The 25,793-nt window shown below is 70.3% G+C and carries 28 protein-coding genes; 10 read left to right on the forward strand and 18 right to left on the reverse strand.

Annotated elements, in window-relative coordinates; all coding sequences use genetic code 11:
- Positions 1-186 precede the first annotated feature (186 nt).
- Entirely contained in the window at positions 187-906 is a 720-nt protein-coding gene (locus ACLHIH_RS00780; RefSeq protein ID WP_411314816.1) for a YoaK family protein, read from the reverse strand.
- A gap of 128 nt (positions 907-1,034) precedes the next feature.
- Between ACLHIH_RS00780 and ACLHIH_RS00785 the strand changes: the two genes are divergently transcribed.
- Both ACLHIH_RS00785 and ACLHIH_RS00790 read left to right on the forward strand, forming a co-directional pair.
- A complete protein-coding gene (locus tag ACLHIH_RS00785) occupies positions 1,035-2,144 on the forward strand; it encodes an acetamidase/formamidase family protein (RefSeq protein ID WP_411314817.1) in 1,110 nt (369 codons plus the stop codon).
- 4 nt (positions 2,145-2,148) lie between these two features.
- Entirely contained in the window at positions 2,149-3,708 is a 1,560-nt protein-coding gene (locus ACLHIH_RS00790; RefSeq protein WP_411314818.1) for an AtzH-like domain-containing protein, read from the forward strand.
- Here ACLHIH_RS00790 and ACLHIH_RS00795 read toward each other — a convergent pair.
- A complete protein-coding gene (locus tag ACLHIH_RS00795) occupies positions 3,705-4,529 on the reverse strand; it encodes a YidC/Oxa1 family membrane protein insertase (protein ID WP_411314819.1) in 825 nt (274 codons plus the stop codon). The two genes, ACLHIH_RS00790 and ACLHIH_RS00795, sit on opposite strands and share 4 nt — an antisense overlap.
- A gap of 51 nt (positions 4,530-4,580) precedes the next feature.
- The gene (locus tag ACLHIH_RS00800; protein WP_411314820.1) at positions 4,581-4,889 is read right to left on the reverse strand and encodes a hypothetical protein; all 309 of its coding nucleotides are present in this window, start codon (positions 4,887-4,889) and stop codon (positions 4,581-4,583) included.
- Between the two features lie 106 nt (positions 4,890-4,995).
- Between ACLHIH_RS00800 and ACLHIH_RS00805 the strand changes: the two genes are divergently transcribed.
- From ACLHIH_RS00805 to ACLHIH_RS00815, 3 genes are read left to right on the forward strand one after another with little or no spacing between them, the layout of a single operon-like run.
- Positions 4,996-6,231 (forward strand): pyridoxal-phosphate-dependent aminotransferase family protein, encoded by a 1,236-nt coding sequence (locus tag ACLHIH_RS00805; protein WP_411314821.1) that lies wholly within the window; start codon positions 4,996-4,998, stop codon positions 6,229-6,231.
- A complete protein-coding gene (locus ACLHIH_RS00810) occupies positions 6,228-7,469 on the forward strand; it encodes an allantoate amidohydrolase (RefSeq protein ID WP_411314822.1) in 1,242 nt (413 codons plus the stop codon). Before ACLHIH_RS00805 ends, ACLHIH_RS00810 begins: the two co-directional genes overlap by 4 nt.
- Entirely contained in the window at positions 7,466-7,987 is a 522-nt protein-coding gene (locus ACLHIH_RS00815; RefSeq protein ID WP_411314823.1) for a FeS cluster assembly protein, read from the forward strand. Before ACLHIH_RS00810 ends, ACLHIH_RS00815 begins: the two co-directional genes overlap by 4 nt.
- Here ACLHIH_RS00815 and ACLHIH_RS00820 read toward each other — a convergent pair.
- Positions 7,956-8,621 carry an NTP transferase domain-containing protein gene (locus tag ACLHIH_RS00820; RefSeq protein WP_411314824.1) on the reverse strand — a complete coding sequence of 222 codons (666 nt, stop codon included), beginning with the start codon at positions 8,619-8,621 and terminating at the stop codon, positions 7,956-7,958. The genes ACLHIH_RS00815 and ACLHIH_RS00820 overlap by 32 nt on opposite strands.
- Before the next feature lie 56 nt (positions 8,622-8,677).
- Here ACLHIH_RS00820 and uraD point away from each other — a divergent pair, with 56 nt between their 5' ends.
- Both uraD and uraH read left to right on the forward strand, forming a co-directional pair.
- On the forward strand, positions 8,678-9,184 hold the full coding sequence (uraD, locus tag ACLHIH_RS00825) for a 2-oxo-4-hydroxy-4-carboxy-5-ureidoimidazoline decarboxylase (RefSeq protein WP_411314825.1): 507 nt from the start codon (positions 8,678-8,680) through the stop codon (positions 9,182-9,184).
- A complete protein-coding gene (gene uraH / locus ACLHIH_RS00830) occupies positions 9,181-9,513 on the forward strand; it encodes a hydroxyisourate hydrolase (protein WP_411314826.1) in 333 nt (110 codons plus the stop codon). Before uraD ends, uraH begins: the two co-directional genes overlap by 4 nt.
- Before the next feature lie 19 nt (positions 9,514-9,532).
- On the opposite strand, the gene ACLHIH_RS00835 is transcribed toward uraH, so the two are convergent.
- The 5 genes from ACLHIH_RS00835 to ACLHIH_RS00855 all read right to left on the reverse strand — a co-directional run bounded on the left by ACLHIH_RS00835 (position 9,533) and on the right by ACLHIH_RS00855 (position 14,457).
- On the reverse strand, positions 9,533-10,036 hold the full coding sequence (locus ACLHIH_RS00835) for a nucleoside deaminase (protein WP_411314827.1): 504 nt from the start codon (positions 10,034-10,036) through the stop codon (positions 9,533-9,535).
- Positions 10,033-10,938, reverse strand: a complete 906-nt coding sequence (gene pucL / locus ACLHIH_RS00840) for a factor-independent urate hydroxylase (RefSeq protein ID WP_411314828.1) — start codon at positions 10,936-10,938, stop codon at positions 10,033-10,035. Before pucL ends, ACLHIH_RS00835 begins: the two co-directional genes overlap by 4 nt.
- Positions 10,939-10,984: 46 nt before the next feature.
- On the reverse strand, positions 10,985-12,340 hold the full coding sequence (allB, locus tag ACLHIH_RS00845; protein ID WP_411314829.1) for an allantoinase AllB: 1,356 nt from the start codon (positions 12,338-12,340) through the stop codon (positions 10,985-10,987).
- Between the two features lie 42 nt (positions 12,341-12,382).
- Positions 12,383-13,330, reverse strand: a complete 948-nt coding sequence (locus ACLHIH_RS00850) for a hypothetical protein (RefSeq protein ID WP_411314830.1) — start codon at positions 13,328-13,330, stop codon at positions 12,383-12,385.
- A 290-nt stretch (positions 13,331-13,620) separates the two neighbouring features.
- Positions 13,621-14,457 carry an alpha/beta fold hydrolase gene (locus tag ACLHIH_RS00855; RefSeq protein WP_411314831.1) on the reverse strand — a complete coding sequence of 279 codons (837 nt, stop codon included), beginning with the start codon at positions 14,455-14,457 and terminating at the stop codon, positions 13,621-13,623.
- Between the two features lie 201 nt (positions 14,458-14,658).
- Here ACLHIH_RS00855 and ACLHIH_RS00860 point away from each other — a divergent pair, with 201 nt between their 5' ends.
- Positions 14,659-15,765, forward strand: a complete 1,107-nt coding sequence (locus ACLHIH_RS00860; protein ID WP_411314832.1) for a methylenetetrahydrofolate reductase C-terminal domain-containing protein — start codon at positions 14,659-14,661, stop codon at positions 15,763-15,765.
- A gap of 1 nt (position 15,766) precedes the next feature.
- Here ACLHIH_RS00860 and ACLHIH_RS00865 read toward each other — a convergent pair whose 3' ends face one another.
- The 9 genes from ACLHIH_RS00865 to ACLHIH_RS00905 all read right to left on the reverse strand — a co-directional run bounded on the left by ACLHIH_RS00865 (position 15,767) and on the right by ACLHIH_RS00905 (position 23,990).
- Complete coding sequence (locus ACLHIH_RS00865; protein WP_411314833.1) at positions 15,767-16,177, reverse strand: NUDIX hydrolase; 411 nt, start codon at positions 16,175-16,177, stop codon at positions 15,767-15,769.
- 4 nt (positions 16,178-16,181) lie between these two features.
- Positions 16,182-16,811 (reverse strand): pyridoxamine 5'-phosphate oxidase family protein, encoded by a 630-nt coding sequence (locus ACLHIH_RS00870; protein ID WP_411314834.1) that lies wholly within the window; start codon positions 16,809-16,811, stop codon positions 16,182-16,184.
- The gene (locus ACLHIH_RS00875; protein WP_411314835.1) at positions 16,808-17,620 is read right to left on the reverse strand and encodes a creatininase family protein; all 813 of its coding nucleotides are present in this window, start codon (positions 17,618-17,620) and stop codon (positions 16,808-16,810) included. Before ACLHIH_RS00875 ends, ACLHIH_RS00870 begins: the two co-directional genes overlap by 4 nt.
- The gene (locus ACLHIH_RS00880; protein WP_411314836.1) at positions 17,617-18,999 is read right to left on the reverse strand and encodes an FAD-binding oxidoreductase; all 1,383 of its coding nucleotides are present in this window, start codon (positions 18,997-18,999) and stop codon (positions 17,617-17,619) included. The genes ACLHIH_RS00875 and ACLHIH_RS00880 overlap by 4 nt, the downstream gene beginning before the upstream one ends.
- An 85-nt stretch (positions 19,000-19,084) precedes the next feature.
- On the reverse strand, positions 19,085-19,849 hold the full coding sequence (locus ACLHIH_RS00885; RefSeq protein ID WP_411314837.1) for an SDR family NAD(P)-dependent oxidoreductase: 765 nt from the start codon (positions 19,847-19,849) through the stop codon (positions 19,085-19,087).
- A 19-nt stretch (positions 19,850-19,868) separates the two neighbouring features.
- Complete coding sequence (locus ACLHIH_RS00890; protein ID WP_411314838.1) at positions 19,869-21,038, reverse strand: ABC transporter substrate-binding protein; 1,170 nt, start codon at positions 21,036-21,038, stop codon at positions 19,869-19,871.
- Positions 21,039-21,103: 65 nt separating this feature from the next.
- Positions 21,104-21,964: an ABC transporter permease gene (locus ACLHIH_RS00895; RefSeq protein WP_411314839.1), complete on the reverse strand. Its 861-nt coding sequence runs from the start codon at positions 21,962-21,964 to the stop codon at positions 21,104-21,106.
- Entirely contained in the window at positions 21,961-22,734 is a 774-nt protein-coding gene (locus tag ACLHIH_RS00900) for an ABC transporter ATP-binding protein (protein WP_411314840.1), read from the reverse strand. The genes ACLHIH_RS00895 and ACLHIH_RS00900 overlap by 4 nt, the downstream gene beginning before the upstream one ends.
- 5 nt (positions 22,735-22,739) lie before the next feature.
- A complete protein-coding gene (locus ACLHIH_RS00905; RefSeq protein WP_411314841.1) occupies positions 22,740-23,990 on the reverse strand; it encodes an amidohydrolase family protein in 1,251 nt (416 codons plus the stop codon).
- A 195-nt stretch (positions 23,991-24,185) separates the two neighbouring features.
- Here ACLHIH_RS00905 and ACLHIH_RS00910 point away from each other — a divergent pair, with 195 nt between their 5' ends.
- Both ACLHIH_RS00910 and ACLHIH_RS00915 read left to right on the forward strand, forming a co-directional pair.
- On the forward strand, positions 24,186-24,821 hold the full coding sequence (locus tag ACLHIH_RS00910; RefSeq protein WP_411314842.1) for a helix-turn-helix domain-containing protein: 636 nt from the start codon (positions 24,186-24,188) through the stop codon (positions 24,819-24,821).
- Positions 24,818-25,792: a PDR/VanB family oxidoreductase gene (locus ACLHIH_RS00915; RefSeq protein WP_411314843.1), complete on the forward strand. Its 975-nt coding sequence runs from the start codon at positions 24,818-24,820 to the stop codon at positions 25,790-25,792. The genes ACLHIH_RS00910 and ACLHIH_RS00915 overlap by 4 nt, the downstream gene beginning before the upstream one ends.
- Position 25,793 lies beyond the last annotated feature (1 nt).

Below are 25,793 nucleotides of genomic sequence, written 5' to 3' on the forward strand. Positions count from 1 at the left end.
GGCCGACAGGTCGCGCATTCCCCACGAAGCGAGACGGCCGGTGACGAGAAGAAGAAGAGTTTCGCACCGTGCGTCCATTCAGCAGGGCACGGGCGCGCCTGTCAATGCCCTGGGGCCCGTGTTGCGAAACGCGTCGGAGCGATCCCCACACCTCCGACGAGGTCGGGGATGCCGTGAGGTCGCTCGTCAGGCCGCGCTCACGCGCCCCTCGACGTCGGGCGTCGGCGCGGGGGCGGGGCGGCCGAGGTGTCCGACGATCGCCACGAGGATGCTGATCGCGGCCGAGAGCGCCATGCCCCAACCGAGGTCGAGGCGCAGGAGGGCGGCACCCGCGGCCGCACCGGCACCGATGAGCAGCACGGCACCGAGGCGGCGCTTCCACTGCTGTTTGGCCGTGCCACCGAAGCGCGAATCGAAGGCGAGACCGACGAGCGTCGAGGTCACGACGACGGTCGTGACATCCTTCACCGCGATGTGCCGCGCCGCGCCGGCCTGCAGACCCATGGCGAGGCCGAGGGCGCCCGTGATGCTGAACTCGAGCCACTGCGGCATGCCCGTGCCGACGACGAACGCCGCGACGGCGGCGGCGGCGATGATCGCGCCGACGATCGTGAACAACCACGTGGAGTGGGTCGTCCACCCGGCCTCGACCGGACGCAGCGTGCGCCCGGCGACGAGGGCGCCGAGCATGAAGGCGATGAGGGCGATGAACGGGCCGACGATGGGGAGGTCGTCGGCACCGACGAGACCCATGCCGAGGATGACGACGTTGCCCGTCATGTTGCCCGTGAAGACACGATCGAGGCCGAGGTAGCCGACGGCGTCGATGACGCCCGTCGAGAACGTCAAAGCGAGCATGAGCACGAGGTGCAGACCGGAGGGGTTGCTGCGGAGCCGTTTCAGCACGGGGTCTCCCGGGGTGTCGTCGCGGGCAGTGAGCGGGGCCGAGCACCGCGCGCGAGCGTCGTGACAACGGGCGGTACTGTTCTCACACAGTAGTGGGACTCGAAGTTGCTACCGGACAGGCGGTCGATGTGAGCGGATCAGCGACGAGTGGCCGTGTGCCCGAGCGAGAGCAGCGGCCCCTCGACGCGGGGGTCGGAGACATCCGCGACGGGGCCTACCTGCCGGTGGAGCCCGGATCGTACCTCTGGGGGCGCTTGCCGTGCGCGGAGGATTCGCCCGTGCTCACGCTCGAGTCTGGCGAGACGGCGACGATCGACACCCTCAGTCACGAGGGCATCCTCGACGACCAGGGGCGCGACCCCGAGGCGTTCTTCGGTCGCTTCGGCGTCGCGGCCGACTCGGTGCTGCGCGACGCCGTCGAGGTCGCCGCTCGCGAGGGCGGGCGCGACCCGCGCACCGACGGCCCCCACGTCGTGAGCGGTCCGATCCGGGTTCGCGGCGCACACCCGGGAGACCTGCTCAAGATCTCCGTGCTCGAGACGCGGCACCGGGTGCCATACGGCGTCATCTCGAACCGGCACTCGCGCGGAGCTCTCCCGGGGGAGTACCCCGCGGGCCCCGACCCGGTGAGCGTCTTCGCTGCCGTCGACGCCGAGGGGCGCGGTTCGATCCCCCGGCGGGAGGGGAGCGATGAGCGCGTGAGCTTCGCCCTCGCGCCGTTCCTCGGCATCATGGGCGTCGCCGTCGCGGGCGGCGATCGGCCGCACTCCGTTCCGCCCGGACCGCACGGGGGCAACATCGACATCAACCTCCTCACGGCGGGGAGCAGCCTCTATCTGCCCGTGCAGGTTCCCGGCGCGCTCGCCTACGTCGGCGACCCGCACTTCGCGCAGGGAGACGGCGAGGTGGCCCTGACCGCGCTCGAGGCCTCCCTCCGTGTCGAGCTGCAGTTCGAGGTCGTGCCGCAGGATGTCGCGCTGCGCGAGTTCGGTGCCCTCGCGGGGCCGCTCGCCGAGACGACCGAGTTCCTCGTGCCGACGGGGATGGACGTCGACCTCGACGAAGCCGTGCGCGAGTGCGTGCGTGCGGCGATCGCGCTTCTGCAGGCGCGATACGGGATGGACGCGCACCTCGCCTACGCCTACCTGAGCGCCGCGACCGACTTCAACATCTCTCAAGTGGTCGATATCGTGTCGGGCGCGCACGCGCGCATCCGCAAGAGCGATTTCGGAGGCTGACGAAATGACCGCAGACACGGGAATCTCGACCGCGCCGCACGGTTTGATGGACGCCGTGCGCGCCTACGAGGCCGCTCTCATGGCCGATGACGTCGCACGCCTCGACGCCTTCTTCGAACCCGGTTCCGAGACCCTGCGTGGAGACGCATCCGGTCTGCTCGTCGGGCACGAGCGCATCGCCGGCTTCCGGCGCTCGCGCGGGGGAACTCCGGCACGGAGCATCGTCGAGACCCACGTGCGCACGCTCACCCCCGAGAGCGCCGTCGTCGTGACGGTCTCGGAGGCGCACGGCGGCGGTCGGGGGCAGCAGACCCAGCTGTGGCGCAGGAGCGAGTCGGGGTGGGCCATCGCGGTCGCGCACGTGACCGCCCCCGCACCCGCGATCGACCGGCGCGTGTGGCGCACCGTCGGAACACCGCTCGTGCGCGGGTCGGCCACGGGGTCGCTCGCACGGCTCCGCGTCGCCGTGAAAGACCTCTTCGCCGTGGCCGGGCATCCGATCGGCGCGGGTGTTCCCGCCTACCTCGACGGCGCGGCGGTCGAGAGCGGGACCGCTCCCGCCGTCGTCGCGCTTCTCGAAGCGGGAGCGGATGTCTCGGGCATCGCGCAGACCGACGAGTTCGCCTACAGCATCGCGGGCCGCAACCCCCACTACGGCACTCCGCCCAACCCCGCCGTCGTCGGCGGAATCCCCGGGGGCTCGTCTAACGGACCCGCGTCGGCCGTCGCGCTCGGGCACGCCGACATCGGGCTCGGAACGGACACGGGGGGTTCCCTCAGGGTTCCGGCGTCGTACTCGGGCCTGTGGGGGATCCGCACGACCCACGGAGCGATCGACCGCTCAGGACTGCTCCCCCTCGCGGAGTCGTTCGACACGGTCGGGTGGCTCACGCGCGACCTCGAGACTCTCATGCTCGCGGCGCGCGCGACGCTCGGCGATGTCGCGGCGCGGGAAGCGACATCCGCGCCGCGCGTCTCGCGCACCCTCGCGGTGTCTCCCGCGCTGCTCGCGCTCGCCGATCCCGCGTCGAGGGCGGGCGTCGCGGCCGTGATCGACGCCTGGACGGCTGCTGGCATCACCGTCGACGAGATCGACGTGCCCGACGTCGACGGCATGTTCGAGGCGTTCCGCACGGTGCAGGGCATCGAGGCGTGGCGCACCCACGGGGCCTGGATCGCCGACCACCCCCGCGCTCTCGGCGCGGAGATCTCGGCGCGATTCGCGTGGGCATCCCGGTTCTCGAGTGCTGACGAGGTGCGGGGCCGCGACGACGTGGCCAGCTACCGAGCCGAACTCGACGAGCGCCTCGCGGGCCGCACCCTCGTGCTGCCTTCGGCGTCGTCGGCCGCGCCGCTCGCGAGCGCGACCCCGGACGAGAACGAGGTGACGCGAGCGGGCACCCTGCGCCTCACGTGTGTCGCGGGCATCCTGGGTGCTCCCGCGGTGTCGATGCCCCTCGTCGAAACCGAGTCCGGCCCCGTCGGGGTGTGTGTCGTCGGGCCCCGAAGCAGCGACCTCGACCTGCTCGAGTTCGCTCGCGAACTCGCCGACCTCGCCCGCTAGGGGTGCGCTGCCGCGAGCCTATCGAACCGGCGGCGTAGCAGCACCCGCTCCGCGAGACTCCAGGACGTCGTGACCGCGAGGTAGAGGGTCGCGGCGAGCGGAACGATGGCCGCGAAGACGACGGTGAGAAACGGCAACCAGCTGAGAAAGGCGAGGGTGCCGGCGGGCATCCCCGGTACGGCGGGCTGGGCTGTCGCTCCGGACGGGGCTGGCGCGGCAGCGACTGCTTGCGCTTGCCACCGCATCGACACCCGCCTGGTGAGCCACGCCACGACGGCGATGATCACGAGGAGGGCGACGACCACGAGGATGTCTGGCCACGCGCCCGCCGCCACGAGCACGGGCAACGACGAGCCGAGCGGTGCCCCGAGGAGGGGTGCGCCGAGCAGCAGGTTGGGGTGGCCGTTGATCTCGGGCGAGATGAAGAGTCCGTAGACGACGCTCACGATGGGTGCTTGCACGAGCAGGGGAAGACACCCCGCGAGCGGCGACACCTTCTCGGCCGAGTAGAGCTCCATGGTCTTGCGCTGCAGCAACTCGGGGTTCTTGCGGTAGCGCTCGCGCAGTCTCTGCAACTGCGGGGCGAGGCGACGCCGATCGGCATCGGCCCGCGCCGTGGAGATTCCCACGGGGATGAGCAGGGTGCGGATGAGCACGGCCGCGAGGATGATCGCGATCGCAGTCGCGTGCGCCCCGGCGACGGGGGAGAGGAAGTCGGCGAAAGCCGAGACGGCGGAGTGGGCGGCGTCGAGCGCCGCCGCGATGGGCGGAAAGGTGTAGAAGTTCACGGTGTCCTCGAGTCGGATCGGATGGGATGGCATCTGGCCACCCACCCGTCACCGACCCGCGCGAATCACACGCGGGAAGAGGGGTCAGGCGACCGAGGCCATCGCTCCGGGAGCTCGAGGGCGAGCACGACCGACGGTGTCGGGATGCTGCGGCGCGGGCATACGGCTGAGAACCTGACGGTGTTCGCGCGAGCGACCACCGATGCCGCGCATCCGCTCGGTCGTCACGAGAGTGAGGGCGGCGTGACGCACGACTCCCGCGATCATGATCGCGGCGGCTCCACCGAGCGCGAGGGCGGCGACCTGGGGTTCGCCCGCGAGAGCGAGGACGACGACCGTCAGCGACAGCGTGACGAGGAGCCGCGTGTATGCGTGCTGGACGGCTGCTCTCACGAGAGTCAGCTTATCGACAGGTGGTGAGCGCGCGGCCGGCGCGCGAAACATCGCTGGAATACGGCCGCTCTAGAATCGGCTCATTCCGACAGCTGAGGAGCGAGCCATGACGAGCGCGCAGATCGACCCGCCCGCCCGCGTGCTCATGGGGCCCGGCCCGATCAACGCCGACCCCCGTGTGCTGCGCGCGATGTCCGCCCAGCTCGTCGGCCAGTACGACCCCGCGATGACGGCGTACATGACCGAGACCATGGGGCTCTACCGCACCGTTTTCGACACCGACAACGATGCGACGTTTCTCGTCGACGGCACCTCGCGCGCCGGCATCGAGGCGGCCCTCGTGTCGCTCATCGAGCCGGGCGACCGGGTGCTCGTGCCCATCTTCGGGCGGTTCGGTCATCTGCTGCGCGAGATCGCGGAGCGCTGCGGGGCCGACGTGCACGTGCTCGAAGCCGAGTGGGGCACCGTGTTCGCGCCGGAACAGATCGAGGCCGCCATCCGCGAGGTGAAGCCCAAGCTCCTCGCCGTGGTGCACGGCGACACCTCGACGACGATGGCCCAGCCCCTCGACGAGCTCGGCGCGATCTGCGCCGAACACGGGGTGCTCTTCTACACCGACGTCACGGCGTCGCTCGCCGGAAACGAGTTCCGCACCGACGCGTGGGGTCTCGACGCGGTGACCGCCGGTCTGCAGAAGTGTCTTGCCGGCCCGTCGGGCAGTGCCCCGATCACGCTCTCGCCGCGTGCCGTCGAGGTCGTCACGGCGCGCAAGAGCGTCGAAGCCGGCATCCGCACCGCCGGTGATCCGGTGAGCGCCCACCCGATCCGATCCAACTACTTCGACCTCGCGATGATCATGGACTACTGGGGCGAGAAGCGTCTCAACCACCACACCGAGGCGACCACGATGCTCTACGGGGCGCGCGAGTGTGCGCGGCTGCTCGTCGACGAGGGAATGGATGCCGCGGTCGAGCGTCACCGCGTGCACGGAACGGCCATGGTCGAGGGGCTCGTCGGTCTCGGCCTCACCCTCTTCGGCGACCAGACCCATCGCATGAACAACGTCGTGGGGGTGGAGATCCCCGACGGGATCGACGGCGACGCCGCCCGCGCCGGCATGCTCACCGACTACGGCATCGAGATCGGCACGTCGTTCGGTCCGCTCCACGGCCGCATCTGGCGCATCGGGACCATGGGCTACAACGCCCGCCGTGACACGGTGCTCACGACCCTCGCCGTGCTCGAGCAAGTGCTGCGCACGGGCGGAGTGTCGGTGACGCCGGGCGGCGGCGTCGGCGCCGCACTCGACTTCTATGCCGACGCTTCCTCGGGGGCCGTGTGACGACGCTCCCTCTCGCGGCCGCCGCGGAGCGCATCATGGCGCGCTGCGACGAACTCGCGACCATCACCGTCACACCCGAGCGCCTCGAGCGCGTGCACCTCTCGCCCGAACATCGGGCGGCGAACGACGTCGTCGAGGGCTGGATGCGCGAGGCGGGACTCACCACGTGGCAGGATGCCGCGGGCAACCAGTGCGGCAGGATCGAGGGCCGCGTCGACGGGCTGCCCGCCCTCCTCCTCGGCTCGCACATCGACACGGTGCCCGACGCGGGACGCTACGACGGCATGCTCGGAGTGCTGCTCGCGATCGAGGTGGCCTCGAGGGTTCGGCCGCACGCATCCGCTCTGCCCTTCGCCCTCGAGGTCGTCGCGTTCAGCGACGAGGAGGGCACACGCTTCGGCACGGCTCTTCTCGGCAGCCGGGCGCTCGCGGGAACTTGGGACGACGCGTGGTGGGAGCTGCGCGACAGCGACGGCATCTCGCTCTTCGAGGCCTTTCAGGACTTCGGGCTCGACCCGGCGCGGCTCCCGAGCGCGTTCCGCCGGCCCGAGCAACTCGTGGGCTACCTCGAGGCGCACATCGAACAGGGGCCGCACCTCGAAGACGCGGACCGCGCCCTCGGGGTCGTCACGTCGATCGCGGGAGCGCGACGCTTCTCGCTCACGATGACCGGCCACGCGGGTCACGCCGGCGGAACGCCCTACGACCGCCGTCGCGACGCGCTCGTCGGCGCGAGCGAACTCGTGATCGCGGTCGAGACGATCTCGAAAGAGCTCGACACGATCGGAACCGTCGGCAAACTGCAGGCCTACCCCGGGGGAGTCAACGTCATCCCCGGCCGAGTGGACTTCAGCCTCGATGTGAGAGCCGAGCACGATGCAGTGCGCGACGAGTGCTGCCAGCGCATTCAGGAGGCCGCTGCCGACATCTGCGCGCGGCGGTCGCTCGAGTTCGACGCCATCGAGATCTACCGCGCCGACGCCGCGCAGTGCGCCCCGCACTTGCGCGATGCGATCGCCGCGGGCATCCGCAGCACGGGCGACGACGCGCCGATGGCGCTCTACAGTCGCGCGGGCCACGACGGTGTCGCGGTCTCGGCCCTCACCGACTTCGCGATGCTCTTCGTGCGCTGCGCCGGGGGAGTGAGCCACCACCCCGACGAGGCGGTCACGGTCGAGGATGTCGCCGCCGCCCTCGACGCGTTCGAAGGCACCGTGCGGGAGCTCGCCGCGCGATGACCGACCCGCGCGAAGCCCTCATCGTCGAGCTCGATCGGGTGCGGCACGGTGCGGGAGAGGTCGCGGCAGACACCCCCGTGCTCCGCAGCCCGAGTTGCGGAGACGAAGTGCGTATGGCAGTGACGCTGACGGGTGGCGCGGGTGGCGCGGGTGGCGCGGGCGGCACGGTCGACGGGACGATCGCCGACGTCACGATCGCCGACGTCACGTGGCGCGGTCGCGGATGCACGGTGTCGATGGCGTCGGCGTCGGCACTCGCGGCGCTCGCCTCCGGCCGGTCGCGCGCCGAACTCGCCGCGCTCGCCGTGTCGTTCGGGGAGCTCGTGCGCGACCGCGACGTCGACCCCGCGTTCGACCCGCTCGACCCCGGAGACGCCCTGCGCTACGACGAGCGTCTCGGCGACGCCGTCGCGTTCGCGGGCATCGGGCGTCTCCCGCTGCGCGCGGGCTGCGCGACGCTCCCTTGGGAGGCGCTCAGTGAGGCGCTCAGTGCGGCGCTCGATGCGGCGCTGGAGTGACGTCGTCGCGGGTGTCGACGTCCGTGCCGTCGCCGAGGTCGCCGCATTCCACGAACCGCGCGTCGTGCGCCCGCACGTAGTCGCGCGCACCCGAGTCGCCGTCGAGACTCGCGACGAGCGCCGTCCAGTGCTCGCGCCCGATGACCACCGGATGCCCGGGGCGACGGTCGAACGTCGCTTGCGCGAGGGCGCGGTGGAGCCCCGCGCGCACCGCGGTCTCGAGGAGCCTCACGACGGAACTCGGCGGCAGGCCGGGAAGGTCGACGAGTGTCACGAGGATGGCGGAGGCATCCGTCGCCTCGGCGGCTCGGAGTGCGGCGGCGAGCGACGCGGACTGGCCCCGCCACCAGTCGTGCGCGATCAGCGCTGTGATGCGCGGGTCGTGGGGCAGCAACTCGCGCACCGCGTCGGATTCGGCTCCGAGCACCACGACGACGCGGGGGATGCCACCCGCGAGGTGCGCGGTCGCGGCGAGGTGTACCCATGGCACACCGTCGGAGTCGCGCGCGAGGGCTTTGGGCCCGCCGAATCGGCGCCCGGCTCCCGCCGCGAGCACGGCGCCGAGCACCCAGCCGGGCTGCGCGGGAGACTGTGTCGGGCGCGGCGGCGCGTCGGTCGGGACATCGGAGGTCATCATTACAGTTATAGCGACCGGTGCCGGAAAGCGGCACCGACGGGAGGTCGATGCGCGTGATCGGTGAGACGGAAGCCGCCCTCCGGGGCGACCTGGAGGCCGCACTCGGGGTCGCGCGGTGGGTCGACGAGGTCGCCGCGTCTGCTCCGTTCGCCGACCTCGACGAACTGTTGGGTGTCGCCGCAAGCGCCGCGACGCCGCTGAGCGAATCGGAGATCGACGAGGCGATGGCGCACCATCCGCGCATCGGCGAACGCCCCACCGGTGACGGCGCGGCGGCGGCGTTCTCCCGCACGGAACAGGCTTCCCTCGGTGCGGCGTCGAGCAGCGCGACCGACGACGAGGTGCTCGCCGCGGCCATCGCCGAAGGCAACCGTCGCTACGAAGACCGCTTCGGGCGCATCTTCCTCATCCGCGCCGCCGGCAGGTCGAAGCGCGAGATCCTCGAAGAACTCGAGCGCCGCCTCGACCTCGACGAGCGTTCGGAGCTCGCCCTCGTCGGCACCGAACTCCGCGACATCGCCCTCATCCGCCTCGAAAAAACCTACGGAGATCCCCAGTGAGCCACGTCACCACCCACGTTCTCGACACCGCCCTCGGCCGCCCCGCTGTGGGGGTGCCCGTGGCGCTCTCATGGCGCAGCGACGGCACGTGGGTGCCCCTCGCCATCGCCGCGACGGATGCCGACGGCCGCGTGTCGACGCTCGGACCCGACGCTCTCGAACCGGGCAGGCACCGCCTCATCTTCGACACCGGGAGCTACTTCGCCTCGACCGGCCAAGCGGGGTTCTTTCCCGAGGTGACCCTCGAGTTCGAGGTCGGCGGCGACGAGCACTACCACGTGCCCCTCCTGCTGAGCCCGTTCGCGTTCAGCAGCTACCGCGGGTCGTAGGCGCCCCCGGGAGGCCGCGTCAGTAGTCGGTGCGGTCGCCCTTGCCGAGCCACGCGTCGAACGGCGCGGCCGACTCCGGCAGCCTGAGCGACTCGATCGCGGTCGGCCACGTCGCCCGGTCGCGCGCGAACAGCTCGTAGAACTCGAGGTCGTCGAAGCCGCCTCGCGCCGCATCGTGGCGGTCCGCGGCGAACACGACGCGATCGAGTCGCGCCCACAGCGACGCCGAGACGCACAGCGGGCACGGCTCGCACGAGGTGTAGAGCGTCGCTCCGGCGAGAGAGAAGTCTCCCGCGGCCTGGCACGCCGCACGGATGGCCTGCACCTCGGCGTGCGCCGTCGGGTCGAGGTCGCGCGTCACCCGGTTCTGGCCGATCGCGAGAAGCTCGCCGTCGCGCACGATGACCGCGCCGAAGGGGCCGCCTCCCGCGGCGACGTTCTCGGTCGCGAGGGTCACGGCGTGGGCGAGCCAGCGCTCGTCCGTCTGCGCGAGGGTCGGTCCCGCGGCATCCGCAGCACTCACGCGAGGCCCGCTCCGGCGTCCCACGCTGATCCCGGATCGCTCGCATCGTCGCGCGTGATGTTCGCCTGGATGAGGCCGTACGGTCGGTCGGCGGCGTGGAAGACCTCACCGCTGTTCTCGAGCCCGAACGGCGAGAGGTCGGCGAGGAAGTGGTGCTTGTTGGGGGCGGAGAACCGGATCTCCGCGATCTCGGGGTGGGCGGCGAGCACGGCCTTGCCCATGTGCCACAGGGTCTGCTGCAGCGCGAGCGACTGCAGGGTCGCGAACTGCGCCACGAGGATGCGCTTGACGCTCGCATACACGGCGTCCCACTCGACGTCGAGGGTCTCGAAGCGCCACCGCGCCACGAGGGAGGTCGCGAGCACGCGATCCGAGGTCGCCGGCAGGGTCGTGTACTCGTCGACGAGGAAGTCGCGGAACTCGGAGCCCGTCGACTTGAGCAGCACGAGGTCTTTGAGGCCGCCGACGACGTGCACGTGGCGGTCGTCTCCCGTGCCGTCGACCGTGATCGCGGCGGTGCGCACCTCCTCGCCGGCACGCACCCAGGTGTGGTCGTGCTCGGCTCCGTCGACGACGGCGCGAGTCCAGCCGTACTGCTCGATCTCGATGCGCGCTCCCGTGACCGGGTCGATGTCGTCGACGAAGTGGCGCGCGAGGGCGAGACCGAAAGTCTCGATCGACTCGATGCCGACCGACTTGGCGTAGGCGTACGCGGTGTTCTTCTGGGTGTCGGTCGGGAGCACTTGCGACTGGTCGCCGTAGAGGTGTGCTTCTGCGAAGCTGCCGCGCAGACTCGTGCTCACGTTGAGATCCTGGATCTCGTGCCGTGCGCTGTCGCGACGGAACCGCACGAGGCGGGATTCGGCTTTGCCGTACTGATGTGACCCGAGGACTATCGCCATAGCGGGATTCTGACACCCGCATGTGACCGCCGTGTTTCGCCGCTCGTCAGGATGCGGGGCGCTCGAGGAGTGCTCCGGAGGGGAGCCCGTCGATGTCGATGCGGCGACCGCGCAACCACACGTCGTCGACGCGGCCGAGCACACCGGCGCCGTCGAACGCCGAGACGGCGTTCTTGTGCTCGAGCCGGGTCGCGTCGACGGTCGACGCCCACGTCGGCACGAACACCGACAGGTCGGCATCGGCGCCGACCGCGATGCGACCCTTCGCGGGGAGACCGAGGAAGTCGGCGGGGCCGCGAGACATCCACTCCACGACGCTCTCGAGCGAGATGCCGCGCCGGTGCGCCTCGGCCCACACCGCCGTGAGCCCGACCTGGAGCCCCGCGATTCCGCCCCACGCGACGCCGAAGTCGCCATCGTGCGCGAACTTGAGTTCGCGCGTGCTCGGGGAGTGATCGGAGACGATGATGTCGATGACGCCGTCGGTGAGACCCTGCCAGAGGGCATCGCGATTGGCGCTGTCGCGAATGGGAGGGCAGCACTTGAACTGGGTCGCGCCGTCGGGGATCTCCTCGGCGGTGAGGCACAGGTAGTGGGGGCACGTCTCGACGGTGATCGGGAGGCCGTCGGCGCGTGCGGCGGCGAGGGCGGGGAGGGCGGCCGCGCTCGACAGGTGCAGGATGTGGGCGCGCGCGCCGGTGCGGCGCACGCCCGCGATGACGCGATCGATCGCGACCGTCTCGACGGAGTCGGGGCGGGAGGCCTCGAAAGCCCGGTAGTCGCGCCCCCCGTGCTTCTCGTGCCTCGCGAGCTCGTCGGGGTCTTCCGCGTGCACGATGAGCACCGAACCGAGCGCGGCCACCTCGGCCAGGGCCTCGTCGAGGCCCGCACTGTCGAGGTGAGGAAACTCGTCGACACCCGACGGGGCGAGGAAGGCTTTGAAGCCGAAGACCCCGCGATCGTGGAGTGGCGCGAGCGAGCCGAGACTGGCCGGGATCGCCCCGCCCCAGAAACCGACGTCGACGAACGACTGGGGTCTCGCGACATCCTGCTTCGTGTCGAGGGCGTCGACGTCGACCGTCGCCGGGATGCTGTTGAGCGGCATGTCGACGATCGTCGTGACACCGCCGGATGCCGCGGCGCGCGTGGCGCTCGCGAAGCCCTCCCACTCGGTGCGGCCCGGTTCGTTCACGTGCACGTGGCTGTCGACGAGCCCGGGCACGAGCACGGTGTCGGCGTCGAGGGTCACGATCTCGGCCGCGTCGATCCACTCGCCCGTGCCGTCGTGGAGGGGTTCCACGTCGACGATGACCCCGTCGCGCACGGAGATCGTCGCCGGGCGGAACACCCCGTCGACGAGGGCGGATGTCGCGTGGACGAGCAGATCGAGGGGCGCAGACATGACGTCCTTCCGGGGTGGGATGGAGCCATTATCGCCGAACTGTCAGCGCGTCGATGCGGTCGCGCCGCCCTCGTCCCTCGCGCGGGCGCGGCTCTGGCTCACGTGTGTCTGGCTCACGCGGCTCTGACTGGTATCGCTCGGACTGGCATTGCTCGACTCCGCGAGGGAGGTGCTGGCGTGTCTCGGGCCGGCGGTGGTGGTGCGGGGGCGGGGAGCGGAGGGTGCCGGGTCGGAGCCGGAGCCGGCGATGACACTCGCGTCGATCGGAAGGGCATCGGCGAGGTGGTTTCCCCACACGCGGTAGGTGAAGGTGAATCGCTGTTCGACGCCTTCGGGCCGCCACACCGACTCGGTGAGTTCGCGAGGGAAGAGCATGACCGTGACCCCGTGGAACTCTGCGGCGACGAGTCGCGTGTGCCGGTTGAGGAGCCTGCTGTGGTGGCCGGCAGCGACTCGAGCAGCCTTCGACATGCTGCCCGCGTTGTCGAGCGGCGGGATGTCGGAGATCACGATCTGCGCGGTGACGGGCAGCCGCTCGCGCAACGCCGCGAGGGTCGCCCGGAGGTGCCTCTCCCACGTCGTCGCTGCCATGATCCGGAGGGTGTCGGAGATGCCGGCGAGGATGACGACCGCGTCGGCTTTCGCGAGGTCGTTCGTGAGCCCCTCGACGACACCCGGTCCCTCGGCGATGCGCGACCCCGGCAGCGGGCTGATCGACCACGACACCCCTCGCGAGGTGACGGTCGCCAGATGGCGCGCGAAGAACGCGGGCAGCGAGAGCTCGTGGGAGCGCACACCGAGGCTGATCTCGCCTGGCTCGCCGATGAAGACGACCCGGTCGGGGTCGGGTCCGTCGACGAGGCCGCGCGGCGGGTCGTCGGGGTAGACGTCTTCCGACGCGTCGTTCCGCCGGAAGATGAATTCGGCGACGTGCGCGAATCGCGTCGACCGGTAGATGGTGGAACGGAGGGTGCGCAGTGGTCCTGGCATTCGAGCGTCCTTTGGTGAGCCTCGCTGACGATGCCTCCCGCGGGCGCGCCGCGAAAGGATCGCGGGGGTCACGGCGATGTGCCCACTGTAGGCGTGTTCGCCCGATTACGACATGACTTTTATCGCGCGAGCGCCGAAATGACGATCCCCGCGCCGAACGTCGAGCCCGAGAACGCGCCCCAACGCGACATCGCGGTCGCACATCGTTGCTCACCCCGGAGGAGAGGAACACTATGCGACCGCGATGCGGTGGTGCGGGCGCGGAACGAGCGGTTCCGCGCCTCACGTGACTACTTCGCGAGGAACTCGAGCACGGCGCGATTCCACTCCTCGGCGTGGCTCACGTTGACGCCGTGCGGTGCCCCGGGGATGACGACGAGCTCGCTGTGCGCGATCGCGGCGTGCGTGCGCGCTCCCGAGCCCTCGAACGGCACGGTGCCGTCACCGTCGCCGTGGATCACGAGCGTGGGAACGGTGACCCGGGGCAGGTCGTCGCGGAAGTCGGTCGACCCGAACGCCGCCATGCACGCGAGCGCCGCGACCTTGCTCGACTGCAACGCGAGGTCGAGGGCATCCTGACGCTGCCGCTCGGTCACCTTGAGCTCACCGTCGACGGAGAAGAAATCGGTCGTGAACTGCTCGTAGAACGATTCCTCGCTCGCGGTGAGCTGCGCCGTCATCTCTTCGGCGGCGCTCGGCGAAAGGGGTCCCTCGGGGTTGTCGTCGGTCGTCATGAGGTACGGCGGAACGGCGGAGGCGAACACGACGCTGCGGATGCGCTCGTCGCCGTACTTGGTGAAGTGGCGCGCCACCTCGCCGCCACCCATCGAGAACCCGACGAGCGTGACGTCGGTGAGGTCGAGCTCGGTGAGGAGAGTGTGGAGGTCTTCGGTGAGCGTGTCGTAGCTGTAGCCGGTCTTGGGCTTGTCGCTGCGCCCGAAGCCGCGGCGGTCGTAAGTGATCACGCGGTGTCCCGCGGCGGTGAAGGCCGTCACCTGCTCCGACCACGATTCGCCCGAGAGCGGCCAGCCGTGGATGAGGACGACGGGGCGACCCGACCCTCCGGTGTCGTCGACGTGGAGGTTGGTGTCTTTAAACAGTCCGTGGTGCGCGGTGATCTCGGTCATCGTCTTCTCCTTCGTGCGCTCGCCGCTGTGGCGGGGCGTGGGGGGTTCGGCACCCCGGTGGCCGGAGTTTGGTCACGCTCGGGGGTTTGTCAGCGTGCGGCAGTGAGCCGGTCGCACCCGAGCCGGTCGTACCCGGGCTGGTCACACCGTCGAAACACACCGGGGGTAGCGTGCCGTGCACACCGGTCGAGAGGGGATGTCGTGCCACCCGAGACCGAGATCGTGCGAGCACCCGAGTGCCCCAAGTCGATGGAGTTCGGCCCGTGCGGCGGGGTCGAGGGCGACGGTCGGTGCGAGGTCGCCGAGCACGCGTGCGTGTTCCTCGACGTCGCCACCGTGCGCTGGTCGCGTGAGCGGCCGGCATCGAACCGCGCGCTCGACCCCGCCCTCGGTCCTCTCTTCGACCCCGCGTCGGCAGGCCCACCCGCGAACGACGCGTCGCCCATCCCGCACACTCCCGCCGACCGGATGCGCGCGCTCCTGGGGTCGGGGCGGGTGGTCGTGGGTGACTTTCCGGCGCGGGCACTCGCCGCCGACTCGATCCGCGAGTGCGCAGACATCCTCGCGGGGTCGACGGATGCGGTGCTCGCCGGCGATTCCGCACGCTCACGCGTGCAGTTCTCGCCCACCTACCGCGCGCAGCTCATCCGCGCCGCGGGCCTCGAGGTCTGGACGGGGCTCAACTGCCGCGATCGCAACAGGGTCGCCCTCGAGGGCGAGCTGGCCGGCCTCGCCCACGTCGGAGTCTCGGGCGTGCACTGCGTGACGGGAGACCACACGGCGACGGGGTCGAGACCCGACGCGCGCCCCGTGTTCGACCTCGACTCGACCCGCCTCGCGGCCGTCGCCCGGGCGGCCGGGCACCTCGTCTCGGTGGGGGAGTCGCCCGCGACGCCCCCGATGGACCGTCGCGCGGAGCGGCTGCGAGAGAAGGAGCGGGCGGGCGCGGAGGTCTGCTTCGTCAACCACGCCGGGGGAGTCGAGCCGGTGCGCGCGTTCATCGCCGAGGCCCGGGCCCTCGGCAGCGGGCTGCGTTTCATCGCGTGCGTTCCGATCGTCGTCGACGTCGAGAGCGCCGCGCTCCTCGCGAGTTTTCCGTCTCTCGTGCTGCCGCCCGGCTACCTCGACGGCATCTTCGCCGCCGATTCTCCGACGGCGGCGGGCATCTCGGCCGCGATCGAGCTGAGCCGTCGATTGCTCGACGTCGACGGGGTCGCGGGTGTCAACCTCTCGGGTGGGGGTGGCGCGGGCGGCGAGCTGCGGTTCGCCGACGCGCTCGCCGAGGTCGGGAGCGCGCTGCGCTCCTGACTCAGGCGCCCCGCCGCACGAGCGCGGGGGCGGTGTCTCTCGTGAGCGGGGCGATCGTCGGCCCCCCGAGCTCGTCGACGGCGAACCAGCGCAGCTCCGCGATCTCGGCGGCCGCCGTCACGATCACGGGCGCGCTCACCCGCACCGCGAACATCTCGGCGACGAGAGCGTGCCCCCGCTCGTTGGCGGCGTCTGCCTCGAAACTGCCGATGAAGTCGAGGTCGGCGGGGTCGACGCGCAACCCGACCTCTTCGAGCAGCTCGCGAGCGAGGGCATCCGCGGCCGACTCTCCCGGCTCGGGTTTGCCCCCCGGTTGCATGAACATCGTGGTGCCGTGTTTGCGCACGAGCAGCACGCGGCCGAACTCGTCGACGATGAGGGCCGCGGAGACGCGGATGATCGGGCGGGACACCCGTTCAGCCTGGCAGGTGATCGACCGCCCACGAAACGGGCGCGTCAGCACCCGATCCATTGCGCCGGAACTCCGTGCGGCGGCTCGCCGTTACGGGCGAGGACTCCCAGAAGAGGTAGCGCGCGGGCACGACGTCGAACCCGACCCATGTCGGTGACGGCTCGACGGGGCCCTCCGGATGCGTCGCAGCCGCGTCACTCCATCGCGCGACCCTCTCGTCGTAGGGCAATCGCGCGTAGTCGGCGTCGTTTACCCACGCGAGCTGCTTGAGGTAGGGCGATCGACGGTGATATGCCGCGGCGATGCGCTCCTCGGATTGCCGACGGGCTTCGCCGTGGATGACGAGCTGCCGGTAGAAGTCGGGCCAGACGATGACGATGCAGACGCGGGCATCCGCCTCGATCTCGAGGGCTTTGCGCGAGCGCGCGTCGGTGTGGAATGCGAAGCCCGTGTCGGTCACTTCGGAGAGCAACACTGTGCGCCCGGTCGGGTAGCCGTCGAGCCCGTTCGTCACGAGGGTGATCTGCGGGCGATCGGGGTGCTCGTTGCCCGGCAGCCAGTGCCGGGCGATCTCGTGAGGGTCGGCGTGCAGGGTGTCGTCGGCCGCGGTCGCGGCCGCCGGCTGATCGGTCACGGTGTCGGCCCCGAGGGCGGCACCTCGAACGTGAACCGGGAGATCTCGAGGAGGGCGTCGACCGAACGGGCGACCGATTCCTCGAAGAGCGCGGCACCCGCCTCCGCCGTCGCGGCCGTCGGGTCGCCGATGACGCCGCTCGCCCCGAAATCGTTGCTGAGCCAACCGAACGACACGGGCTTGTTGTTGAACCCGATGAACTCCATCGCCCCGATGTGCTCGGGCACGTTGCGTTCGGCGCGCGTCATGTCGACGAGGTCGGGGCGCACGTGGAGCACGAGGGAGGTCTCGCCGTGGCCGGCGTGGATTCCGAGCCCCGCCTCATCCGCTCCCGCGTCACCGCCGGCGCCCGCGCGCTGGATGCCCGCGGGCATCGTGAAGGTCTTGAGGCCGAAACGCCGGTGCAGCTCGCGATTGGCCACTTGCAGGAGAGCGCCGTTTCCGCCGTGCCCGTTCATGAAGACGAGGGTGCGGGCGGGGGTCGCGGCGATCGACCTGCCGATGTCGACGAGCGTCGCCATGAGGGTGTCCCAGTTCAACCACACCGTGCCGGGAGCCCAGTGGTGCTCGTCGGACTTCGTGTAGGTGAGGGTGGGCAGGATCCAGATGTCGAGGCCCGCGTCGGCGGCCCGATCGACGGCGGCGCCCGCGAGTGCACCCGCGAGCAGAGCGTCGGTCGAGAGCGGCAGATGCGGCCCGTGATGCTCGATCGCTCCCGTGGGGAGCACGATGATCGAGTCCTCGGTGAGGCGCTCGGTCACGGCGGTGCCCGAGAGTTCGTCGAGGCGCCGCGACGCGGTGCCCGTCACGACGCGCTCGACACGGACTCGGGCACGAGGGTTCCCGACGAGGTCGCGCGCGGCGCGCTCTCGCCCGACGCGACCTTGCCGGCGCCGGGAGCGGTCACCTCGGCGACGAGCTTTCCGGGGTTGAGCAACCCGAGGGGGTCGGTCTCGCGCGCGGTCGCGAGGGTGCGCTCGACCTCGAAGTCGACGAACCACTGGTGCGGGCTGTGCACGCCGACACCGAGCTCGCGGAGGGCGTCGATGCCCGCGTAGACCTGCTCGGGGCTCTCATAGACACCCGCGAGCATGCCGATGGGGCCGCGGTGCTGGGATTCGATGTGCAGCATCCCGCCGCGGTAGACCGCGTGCACCTCGTCGATCCGGTCGACGAGCGCGTGTCCGCCGACCTCGAGGTGGAAGTAGGTGCCGGGCGCGCTCTTCTGCAACCACTCGATCGGGTGGTTGTACGAGAGGGTGCTCAATCGCACGCACGCCGTCGGCCCCTCACGCACCTCTTCGACGACCCCTCCCGCGGCCTCGACGAGTCCGCGGGCGGCGTCGAGGGTCGACCTCTCGAGAATCGCGCGGAGGCTCGCGCGGCCCTCGGGGATCGCCGGGTCGGCGGGCAGGGTCGCGGCGATCTCGGCAAGGTCGCCCGACACGAGTCGCGGTGTCGGGTGCACGCCGCCGACCTCGCGGATGGTCGCGAGCACACCCGAGAAGTCGTCGAAGCTCGCGTAGAACGCGACCCAGTCCTGCACGGGGTCGAGTCGCACGGTCGCGCGCGCGATGATGCCCGCGGTGCCGTAGTTGTGCACGAACTTCTGGGCTTCGTCTCCCTCGACGTGCACGAGTTCCGGTTCCGGGCCGCCGAACACCACGTCGAGCGCGACGACGAATCCCTGGTGGTTGGCGCCGTGCAGGATCGAGCCGGTGCCTCCGGAGCCTCCGGAGAGAAAACCGCCGAGGCTCGACTGGGCTGTGGACGGATACATCCACAACTCCTGTCCGCTCTCGCGTGCGGCTTGCTCGAGCGCGATCATCGGGGCGCCCGCCTCGGCCGTGATGGTGCCGTCGCCGACCTCCACGATCGCGCGCGCCTTCGAGAGGTCGAGCACGAGGCCGCCCTGAAGGGGGATCCCCTGACCGTAGTTGCCGGTGCCCTTGCCGCGCGGGGTGATGCCCACGCCGTGGCGCACGGCGGCCGCGACGACCTCGGCGACCTGCTCGGCGCTCGTCGGGAAGGCCACGATGTCGGCGAGACCGAGGGGGAGCAGCTCGGTGATGATCGGCGACATCTTGGCTCCGTCGACGGATGCCTTCTCGCGCGCGCGCATCTCGACCGTCGCGCCGCGAGGCCCGAGTAGCTCGACGAGTTCGGTGTGGAGGTCTTCGACCGTCATGCGGATTCCTTACAGCAGAGGGTGGTTGTGGTCTGGGTGGAGAGGAGCGGGGGAGAGAGGCGCGGTGTCGCGGCGAGCGGCTCGGTCACTGGGCGGCCATGCCGCCGGAGACGTCGATCGCGTGACCGGTGAGATAGTCGGAGTCGCTCGACGCGAGGAAAGCCACGACCCCCGAGACGTCGGCGGGGGTGCCGAGCCGCCCGAGCGGGGAGAACGACGACCAGCGTTCGACGTCGGCATCCGTTCTCGTGGCCGCGCCCATCTCGGTGAGGATGTATCCGGGGCACACGCAATTGACGGTGATGTCGTGTTCGCCGAGCTCGAGCGCCGACACGCGCGTGAGGGCGATGACGGCGGCTTTCGACGCGGCGTAGTGCGCTTGCCCCGCACCGCCGCTCTTGCCCGCCATGCTCGCGATGTTGATGATCGTGCCCGCGGTGCCCGCCGAGATCATCGATCGTGCGGCGATCTGGGTCGTCACGAGCATGGGCCGCGTGTTGATGTCGAACACGTGATCCCACTCTTCGACCGAGATGTCGAGCAGGGGCGTGAGGCGCAGGATGCCCGCGTTGTTGACGAGGATGTCGATGCCGCCGAGGTGCGCGATGGCCGTCTTCATGGCGGCGATCGTCGAGAGCGGATGCAGGAGGTCGACGTCGATGAACCGGCCGCCGATGCGCTCGGCGGTGGGTTCGCCTCGTTCGGTGAGTCTGTCGAGGATCGCCACGTCGGCACCGTCGGCGCTCAACCTCTCGGCGATGTGCGCCCCGATGCCGCGAGCACCCCCGGTGACGACGGCCCGCGCGCCCGCGAGGCGGGCGGAGGTCGAGGTCACCGGGGGTGTCGTCATGATCGTGGCTTCCGTGCCGTTACGGCATTCCGATGGAGTCGTCGATGAACTCGTTGGTCACGAGGTCGTCGACGGAGAGTCCGTCGGCCGGCGGGGTGCCGAGGTCGGTCGCGATGGGGCTCATCGTGTCGAGGATGCCCTGAACGCGGTCGAGGTCGAAGTCACCGACGGTCTCGTTGTCGGCGTTGCCGACGAGACCGAGGTCGACCTGCTGCTGCACCGAGAAGTCGGCGACCTCCTGGGAGTAGACCCACCCCGTGTCGTACTGCTCGACGAGGTCGAGGATGACCTCGGTCGCGGCGGCCGGCTCGGTGTAGAAGTCGACGGTCGCCTGCTGGAACACCGGCGTGATGTCGGCGAGGCACGGGCTGAGCTCTTCGAACTCGGCACTGCGCACCGAGAGGGCGCCGGCGTAAGCGGTCCACCCGGCGTCGTGGATGAGTTCGAACTCGACGGGCTTGTTCCAGCTCTCGACCTCGTTCTCGTAGACGAACGGTTCTGCGCTCGCGAAGCCCTGCTGACCGTCGGCGCCCGCGGCGGCGACGAAGTTCGCCGGGGTGCCGTCGTACGAGCCGTCGACCTGCTCGCGCGACAGCTGGCCGTCGGCGATGAGGTACTCCATGTAGGCGGCGCCGTCGAAGTAGCGCACGACGTTGTCGCCGAGCTCTTCGCCGAGTTCGGCGATCGAGCTGACACCGGGGTAGGTCTCCGGGTCCCACATGATCATCTGCGGGTTGATGTCGAGCGGGGCGATGAAGGCTTTGGTGGGGAGGTCGGCCGATTGCTGCACCTGTCCGTCGGTGCCGGCGTATCCGATCGTGATGTCGGTGTCCTGATACATCTGGGCGGCGACGGTCTGGAAGCCGATCGCCGGCCCGCCGGAGCGGATCTCCACGTCGACACCGGTGTACTCACCGCTCGCCATGAGCGGCCCCGAGACCGACTTGAGGTCTGCGTCGACGGTGTAGTCCTCGCCGAGCAGCTCGTAGAGCGTGCCGTGCTCCGACTCGGGGTTCCAGTCTGTCTGGATGACGACGGTCGAGGGGCAGTTCTCCGAGAGGTCGATGGCGCCGATCTCCATGTCGTCTCGGGGAGCGGCCTCCTCCTCTCCTGATGCGCAACCGGCGAGGGCGACGACGGCGGCGAGAGCGCCGACGGCCGCGATGGTGCGACGGACTGGTGTGTGCATGGTTCTCCTTGAGTGGGCGGGGTGAGGCGGATGCTGCGGCGGGGAGTGGAGCGGGGAGGGAGGGTCTAGGTGGTCTGTTCGTACCAGCGGCCGACGGCGAGTTTGCCGATGAGCCCGAAGACGAGGAAGATCACGACGCCGAGGAGCGCCGCCGTGATGACCGAGGCGTAGAGCTCCTCGGTCTGCACGCGCGAGGCGTAGACGCTGATGAGGTTGCCGAGACCGGGTTGTCCGCGACGGAAGAACGTGTCGCCGACGATCGCCCCGATGACCGAGAGCCCCGCCGAGATGCGCATCCCGGCGAAGATCGCGGGCATGGCGTTCGGAAACTGCAGTTTGGTGAGCACCGTGAAGCGGCTCGCGCTCTGCAGTTTGAAGAGTTCGCGCTGGCTGCGGTCGACCGACTGCAACCCGAACAGGGTGTTGGAGACCATCGGGAAGAGCGAGATGAGAATGCACACGAGGATGCGGGCTTCGAAGCTGTAGCCGATCGTGACACCGATGAGGGGAACGAGGGCGAGGATCGGGATGCACTGGAGGATGACGGCGTAGGGGAAGAGCGACCGCTCGACCCAGCGGGCTTGCGACATGAGCACGGCCCAGACGATTCCGATGACGATCGAGATCGCGAGCCCGACGAGAGCGACCTGGGTCGACAGCGCGAGGGCGCGGAGGAGGTCGGGGGCGATGCCTTCCGCCCCGTTCGTCGGAAAGAACGACTCCGTCACGATGCGGTGCGGCAGCGGCAGCAGGAACGACCGGTTCACACTCTCGAGGTAGCTCGCGACGATGTACCAGCCGACCATGATGAGCACGAAGACGATGAGTGGCGGCCCCACGCGCTTGGCCAGGCTGCTCGATCTCGCCCCCACGCTCACGGTCGCGGGCTGGGTGTTCGACACCGCGGATTTCACTGCTGTGCTCACGAGTGACCTTCTCTCAGTGCGTGCGAGACTTCGCCGCAGAGGGCGGCGAACTCCGGGGTGAAGCGGATGTCGGGGTCGCGAGGGTTCGGAAAGGGAACCTCGAACGTGTCGACGATCTTTCCCGGCCGACCGCTCATGACCACGACCCTCGTGGAGAGGTACACCGCTTCGGCCACGGAGTGGGTGATGAAGAGCCCGGCGAACTGCTGCTCGGCGAAGATGCGGAGCAGTTCGTCGCCGAGGCGTTCGCGCGTGATCTCGTCGAGAGCCCCGAAGGGTTCGTCGAAGAGGAAGAGTTCGGGGTCGAGGGTGAATGATCGCGCGAGCGACGTGCGCATCTTCATGCCGCCCGAGAGCTCCTTCGGGAGGTTCTTCTCGAAGCCCGCGAGCCCGACGAGGTCGATGGCCGCCTTCGCGCTCGCGGCCCGCTGCTTCTTCGGTTGTTTGTTGAGTTCGGCGAGCAGCTCGACGTTCTGCTGCACGGTGCGCCAGGGGAGGAGCGTCGCGTCTTGGAACACGTAGCCGACACGCTTGGTGCGGAGGATCGCCTCGCCCTCGCTCGCCGTCTCGAGGCCCGACGCGATGCGGAGGAGGGTGCTCTTGCCGCATCCGCTCGGCCCGACGACGGTGACGAACTCACCGCGACCGACCGTGAGGTCGACACCCGAGAGGGCGACGGTGCCGTTCGGAAACCTCATGGCGACGTTCGAGAAGTCGAGGAGCGGTTCGGTCGACGTCTTGGGGCGGTCGATGCTTGGTGCGATGGACATGCTGCTCATCTCTCCGACACGGGGGCGGTGGTCTGCGATACGAGGGAGGCCGCGGCGGCGACTCGACTCGTGACGGTCGTGGTGGCGACGAGGCGCCCGGCGTGGATGACGTGGCGGTCGGCGGGAGCGTCGGCGACGACATCCGCGAGGCTCGTTCCGCGCACCGCGAGGAACTCGGCTTTCGCGCCGACGGTCGCCCCCGCCACGGGCAGGCCCATGACCTCGCGCGCTCCGTCGCTCACCGCCGTCACCGCTTCGTCGATCGTGAGGTGGCCCGCGGCGACGAGGAGCATGGCGGTTTCGAGGGCGTCGCTGCGACCGAGCGGGTTGAACGGGTCGCGCACGTTGTCTGCGCCGGCCGCGAATCGGGCCCCCGCGTCGAGGAGCTCGCGCACGGCTGTGAGACCGCGCGGCACCGAGGAGTCGTGGTCCCAGCCCTGGAGGTAGAGGTTGGTGATGGGGTTCGCGATGATTCCGATGCGCGACGCGACCACCTCGGCGATCACGGCGTCGCGCTCGGCCGGGAGGAGGGTGCCGAGCCGCACGCAGTGGCCGGCGGAGACGTTCTGGGTCCAGCCCCGCACGATCGCCGCGAACTCGCCGAGGGTCACGGCGCCGTCGAGCGACTCGTCGGTGTGGAGGTCGACCCCCGACCCGCGGCGCTCGGCGATCGCGAGGAGGCGGCGGAGGTCGGCGCTCGGGTCGTCGGCGAGATGCGGTGCACCGCCCACGAGGTCGAGCCCGAGGTCGAGGGCCGCCTCGACGTGGACGTCGGGGGTCTCGGGGCCGGCGAGCACGACGAGTTCGAGGTCGACGAGGTCGGCGAGCTCGTTCCGCACGCTCACGAGGGCGCGGGCGCACAGGAGCGGGTCGGCTCCACGCAGCACGTCGACGTGGGAGCGGATCGCGGTGGTGCCCTGGCGGAGCATCGCGAGCACTTGTGCGCGGGCTCGGCCGGCGACATCCGCTTCGGTCATCGTGGCCGTGTAGTCGCGCCACGAGTTGATGGCCGAGAGCAGGTCGCCCATCGGGGGTCGGATGGCGTCCCACGAGCGGGCCTTGTCGAGGTGGGAGTGCGGGTCGGCGGTCGCCGTGAGCAGCACGAATCCGGTGAGGTCGAGCTCGGCGGATGTCGGCGCGGCGTCACCCGCGGGCAGAATCGCCGTCACGGTGTCGGCCTCGATCTCGACGTCGACGACGCGCCCGTCGGGCAGCGTCGCTCCTCGCAAGAGCGTGAGGGGGAGTGGAAGAATCACGAATCTCCTCGCCGGGGGCGGGCGGTGCAAAATGTTGATGGCCTCAACATCGGCGAATTTACGCACGCCTCGTTTCGGTCGTGTGTCGCGATCATTCCCGCCTCGTTAATTGGCGGGAGCTCCCTCCCGGCAGTGCGGTGATGCTCGCGCCACCGTGCACCGGGGCCCGGATTCCGCCCCCTATAGTCAGAGGCCATGGACACCGAGTCGCCCAGCCACGAGCATCTCCTGGGGCAGCACATCCGGGCGATGCGGCGCTCGCGCCAGCTCACCCTCGTGCAGCTCGCGGCGCTCGCCGACCTCTCGCACCCGTTCCTCTCCCAGCTCGAGCGCGGTCTCACGAGGCCGAGCATGGTGTCGCTCGAGAAGATCGCGCGGGCGCTCGGCAGCAGCCAGCTCGAGTTGCTCTCGGGTGCCGCAGACCTCGCTCGCGGCCTCGTCGCTTCGACCCCCACGCTCGTGCGCGCGGGCGAGGGAGACACGGGGCCATACAGCCTGGGTCACGCGAGGCTCCTCGTTCAGGGCGATCGCCGCTTCCACCCCATGCTCTTCACCGCGAGCAACGCCGACCCGGGCGAATATCACCAGCACGACGAAGACGAGTTCCTGCACGTGATCTCGGGGCGCTGTGTCGTCGACCTCGCCGACCAGGGCACCTTCGAGCTCGCGCCCGAAGACTCGCTCTACTACGTGGGGGGCTCTCCGCACCGCTGGTTCTCGCCCGACGGCGAGCCCTACCGCCTCTTCGTGGTCAAAGAGCACTTCGCGGTGCGCGACCTCGACAGCGTCTGGGACCCGGCGCTCGCGCTCGAGATGGAGGAGGCGCAGTGAGTTTCTTCAGCGACGTCGAACGCGACTGTGTCGTCGAGGCGACGACGACGGTCGCGAACGACATCGTCGCGATCGATCTCGTCGCGGTCAACGGCCGCGACCTGCCGGCGTGGACCCCCGGTTCGCACATCGACGTGTTGCTGCCGACCCCCGACGGCCCGATCGTGCGGCAGTACTCCCTGTGCGGCGATGTCGCCGATCGGGCGCGCTACCGCGTCGCCGTGTTGCGCGAGACCGACGGTCGGGGTGGCTCCGCCGTCATCCATGACACTCTCACCGTCGGCAGCCCCGTGCGCATCCGCGGACCGCGCAACCACTTCGCCTTCGAGTCGAAGCCGGGGGCGCGCGTCGCGTTCCTCGCGGGCGGGATCGGCGTGACGCCGTTCGTCTCGATGGCCGCGGCGGCCGCGGCCTCGGGTGTCGACTTCACCCTCGATTTCGCCGGGCGATCACGCTCGACGATGGCCTTCGCGGATGATTTCACCGCCGCATACGGCGACCGGGTGCGGGTGCACGCCCGCGACGAGGGGGCCCGCCTCGACCTCGCGGCCTTCATCGCGGGCCTCGACGCCGACACCGTGCTCTACTGCTGCGGCCCCACGCGCCTCATCGAGGCTGTCGAGAGCGCGTGCGCCGAGTGGCCGACGTCGAGACTGCACATCGAGCACTTCGAGGCCAAGGAGTTCGGCGAACCCGTGTGGCAGGAGCCGTTCGAGGTCGAACTCGCGCTCTCGGGGATGACCCTCGAGGTTCCGCTCGATCGCACCATCCTCGAGGTCGTCGAAGAGCAGGGCGTGCTCGTGGTGTCGTCGTGTCGGGTCGGCACGTGCGGCACGTGCGAGACCCCCGTGCTCGACGGCGAGATCGAGCATCGCGACTCCGTGCTCACCCCCGACGAGCAAGACGGGCAAGACACGATGATGATCTGCGTTTCCCGAGCGGCGTGCCCGCGACTCGTTCTCGACCTCTGAG

The organism is Marisediminicola sp. LYQ134 (assembly GCF_046599635.1).
In the GTDB taxonomy this organism is placed as follows: Bacteria; Actinomycetota; Actinomycetes; order Actinomycetales; family Microbacteriaceae; genus Marisediminicola.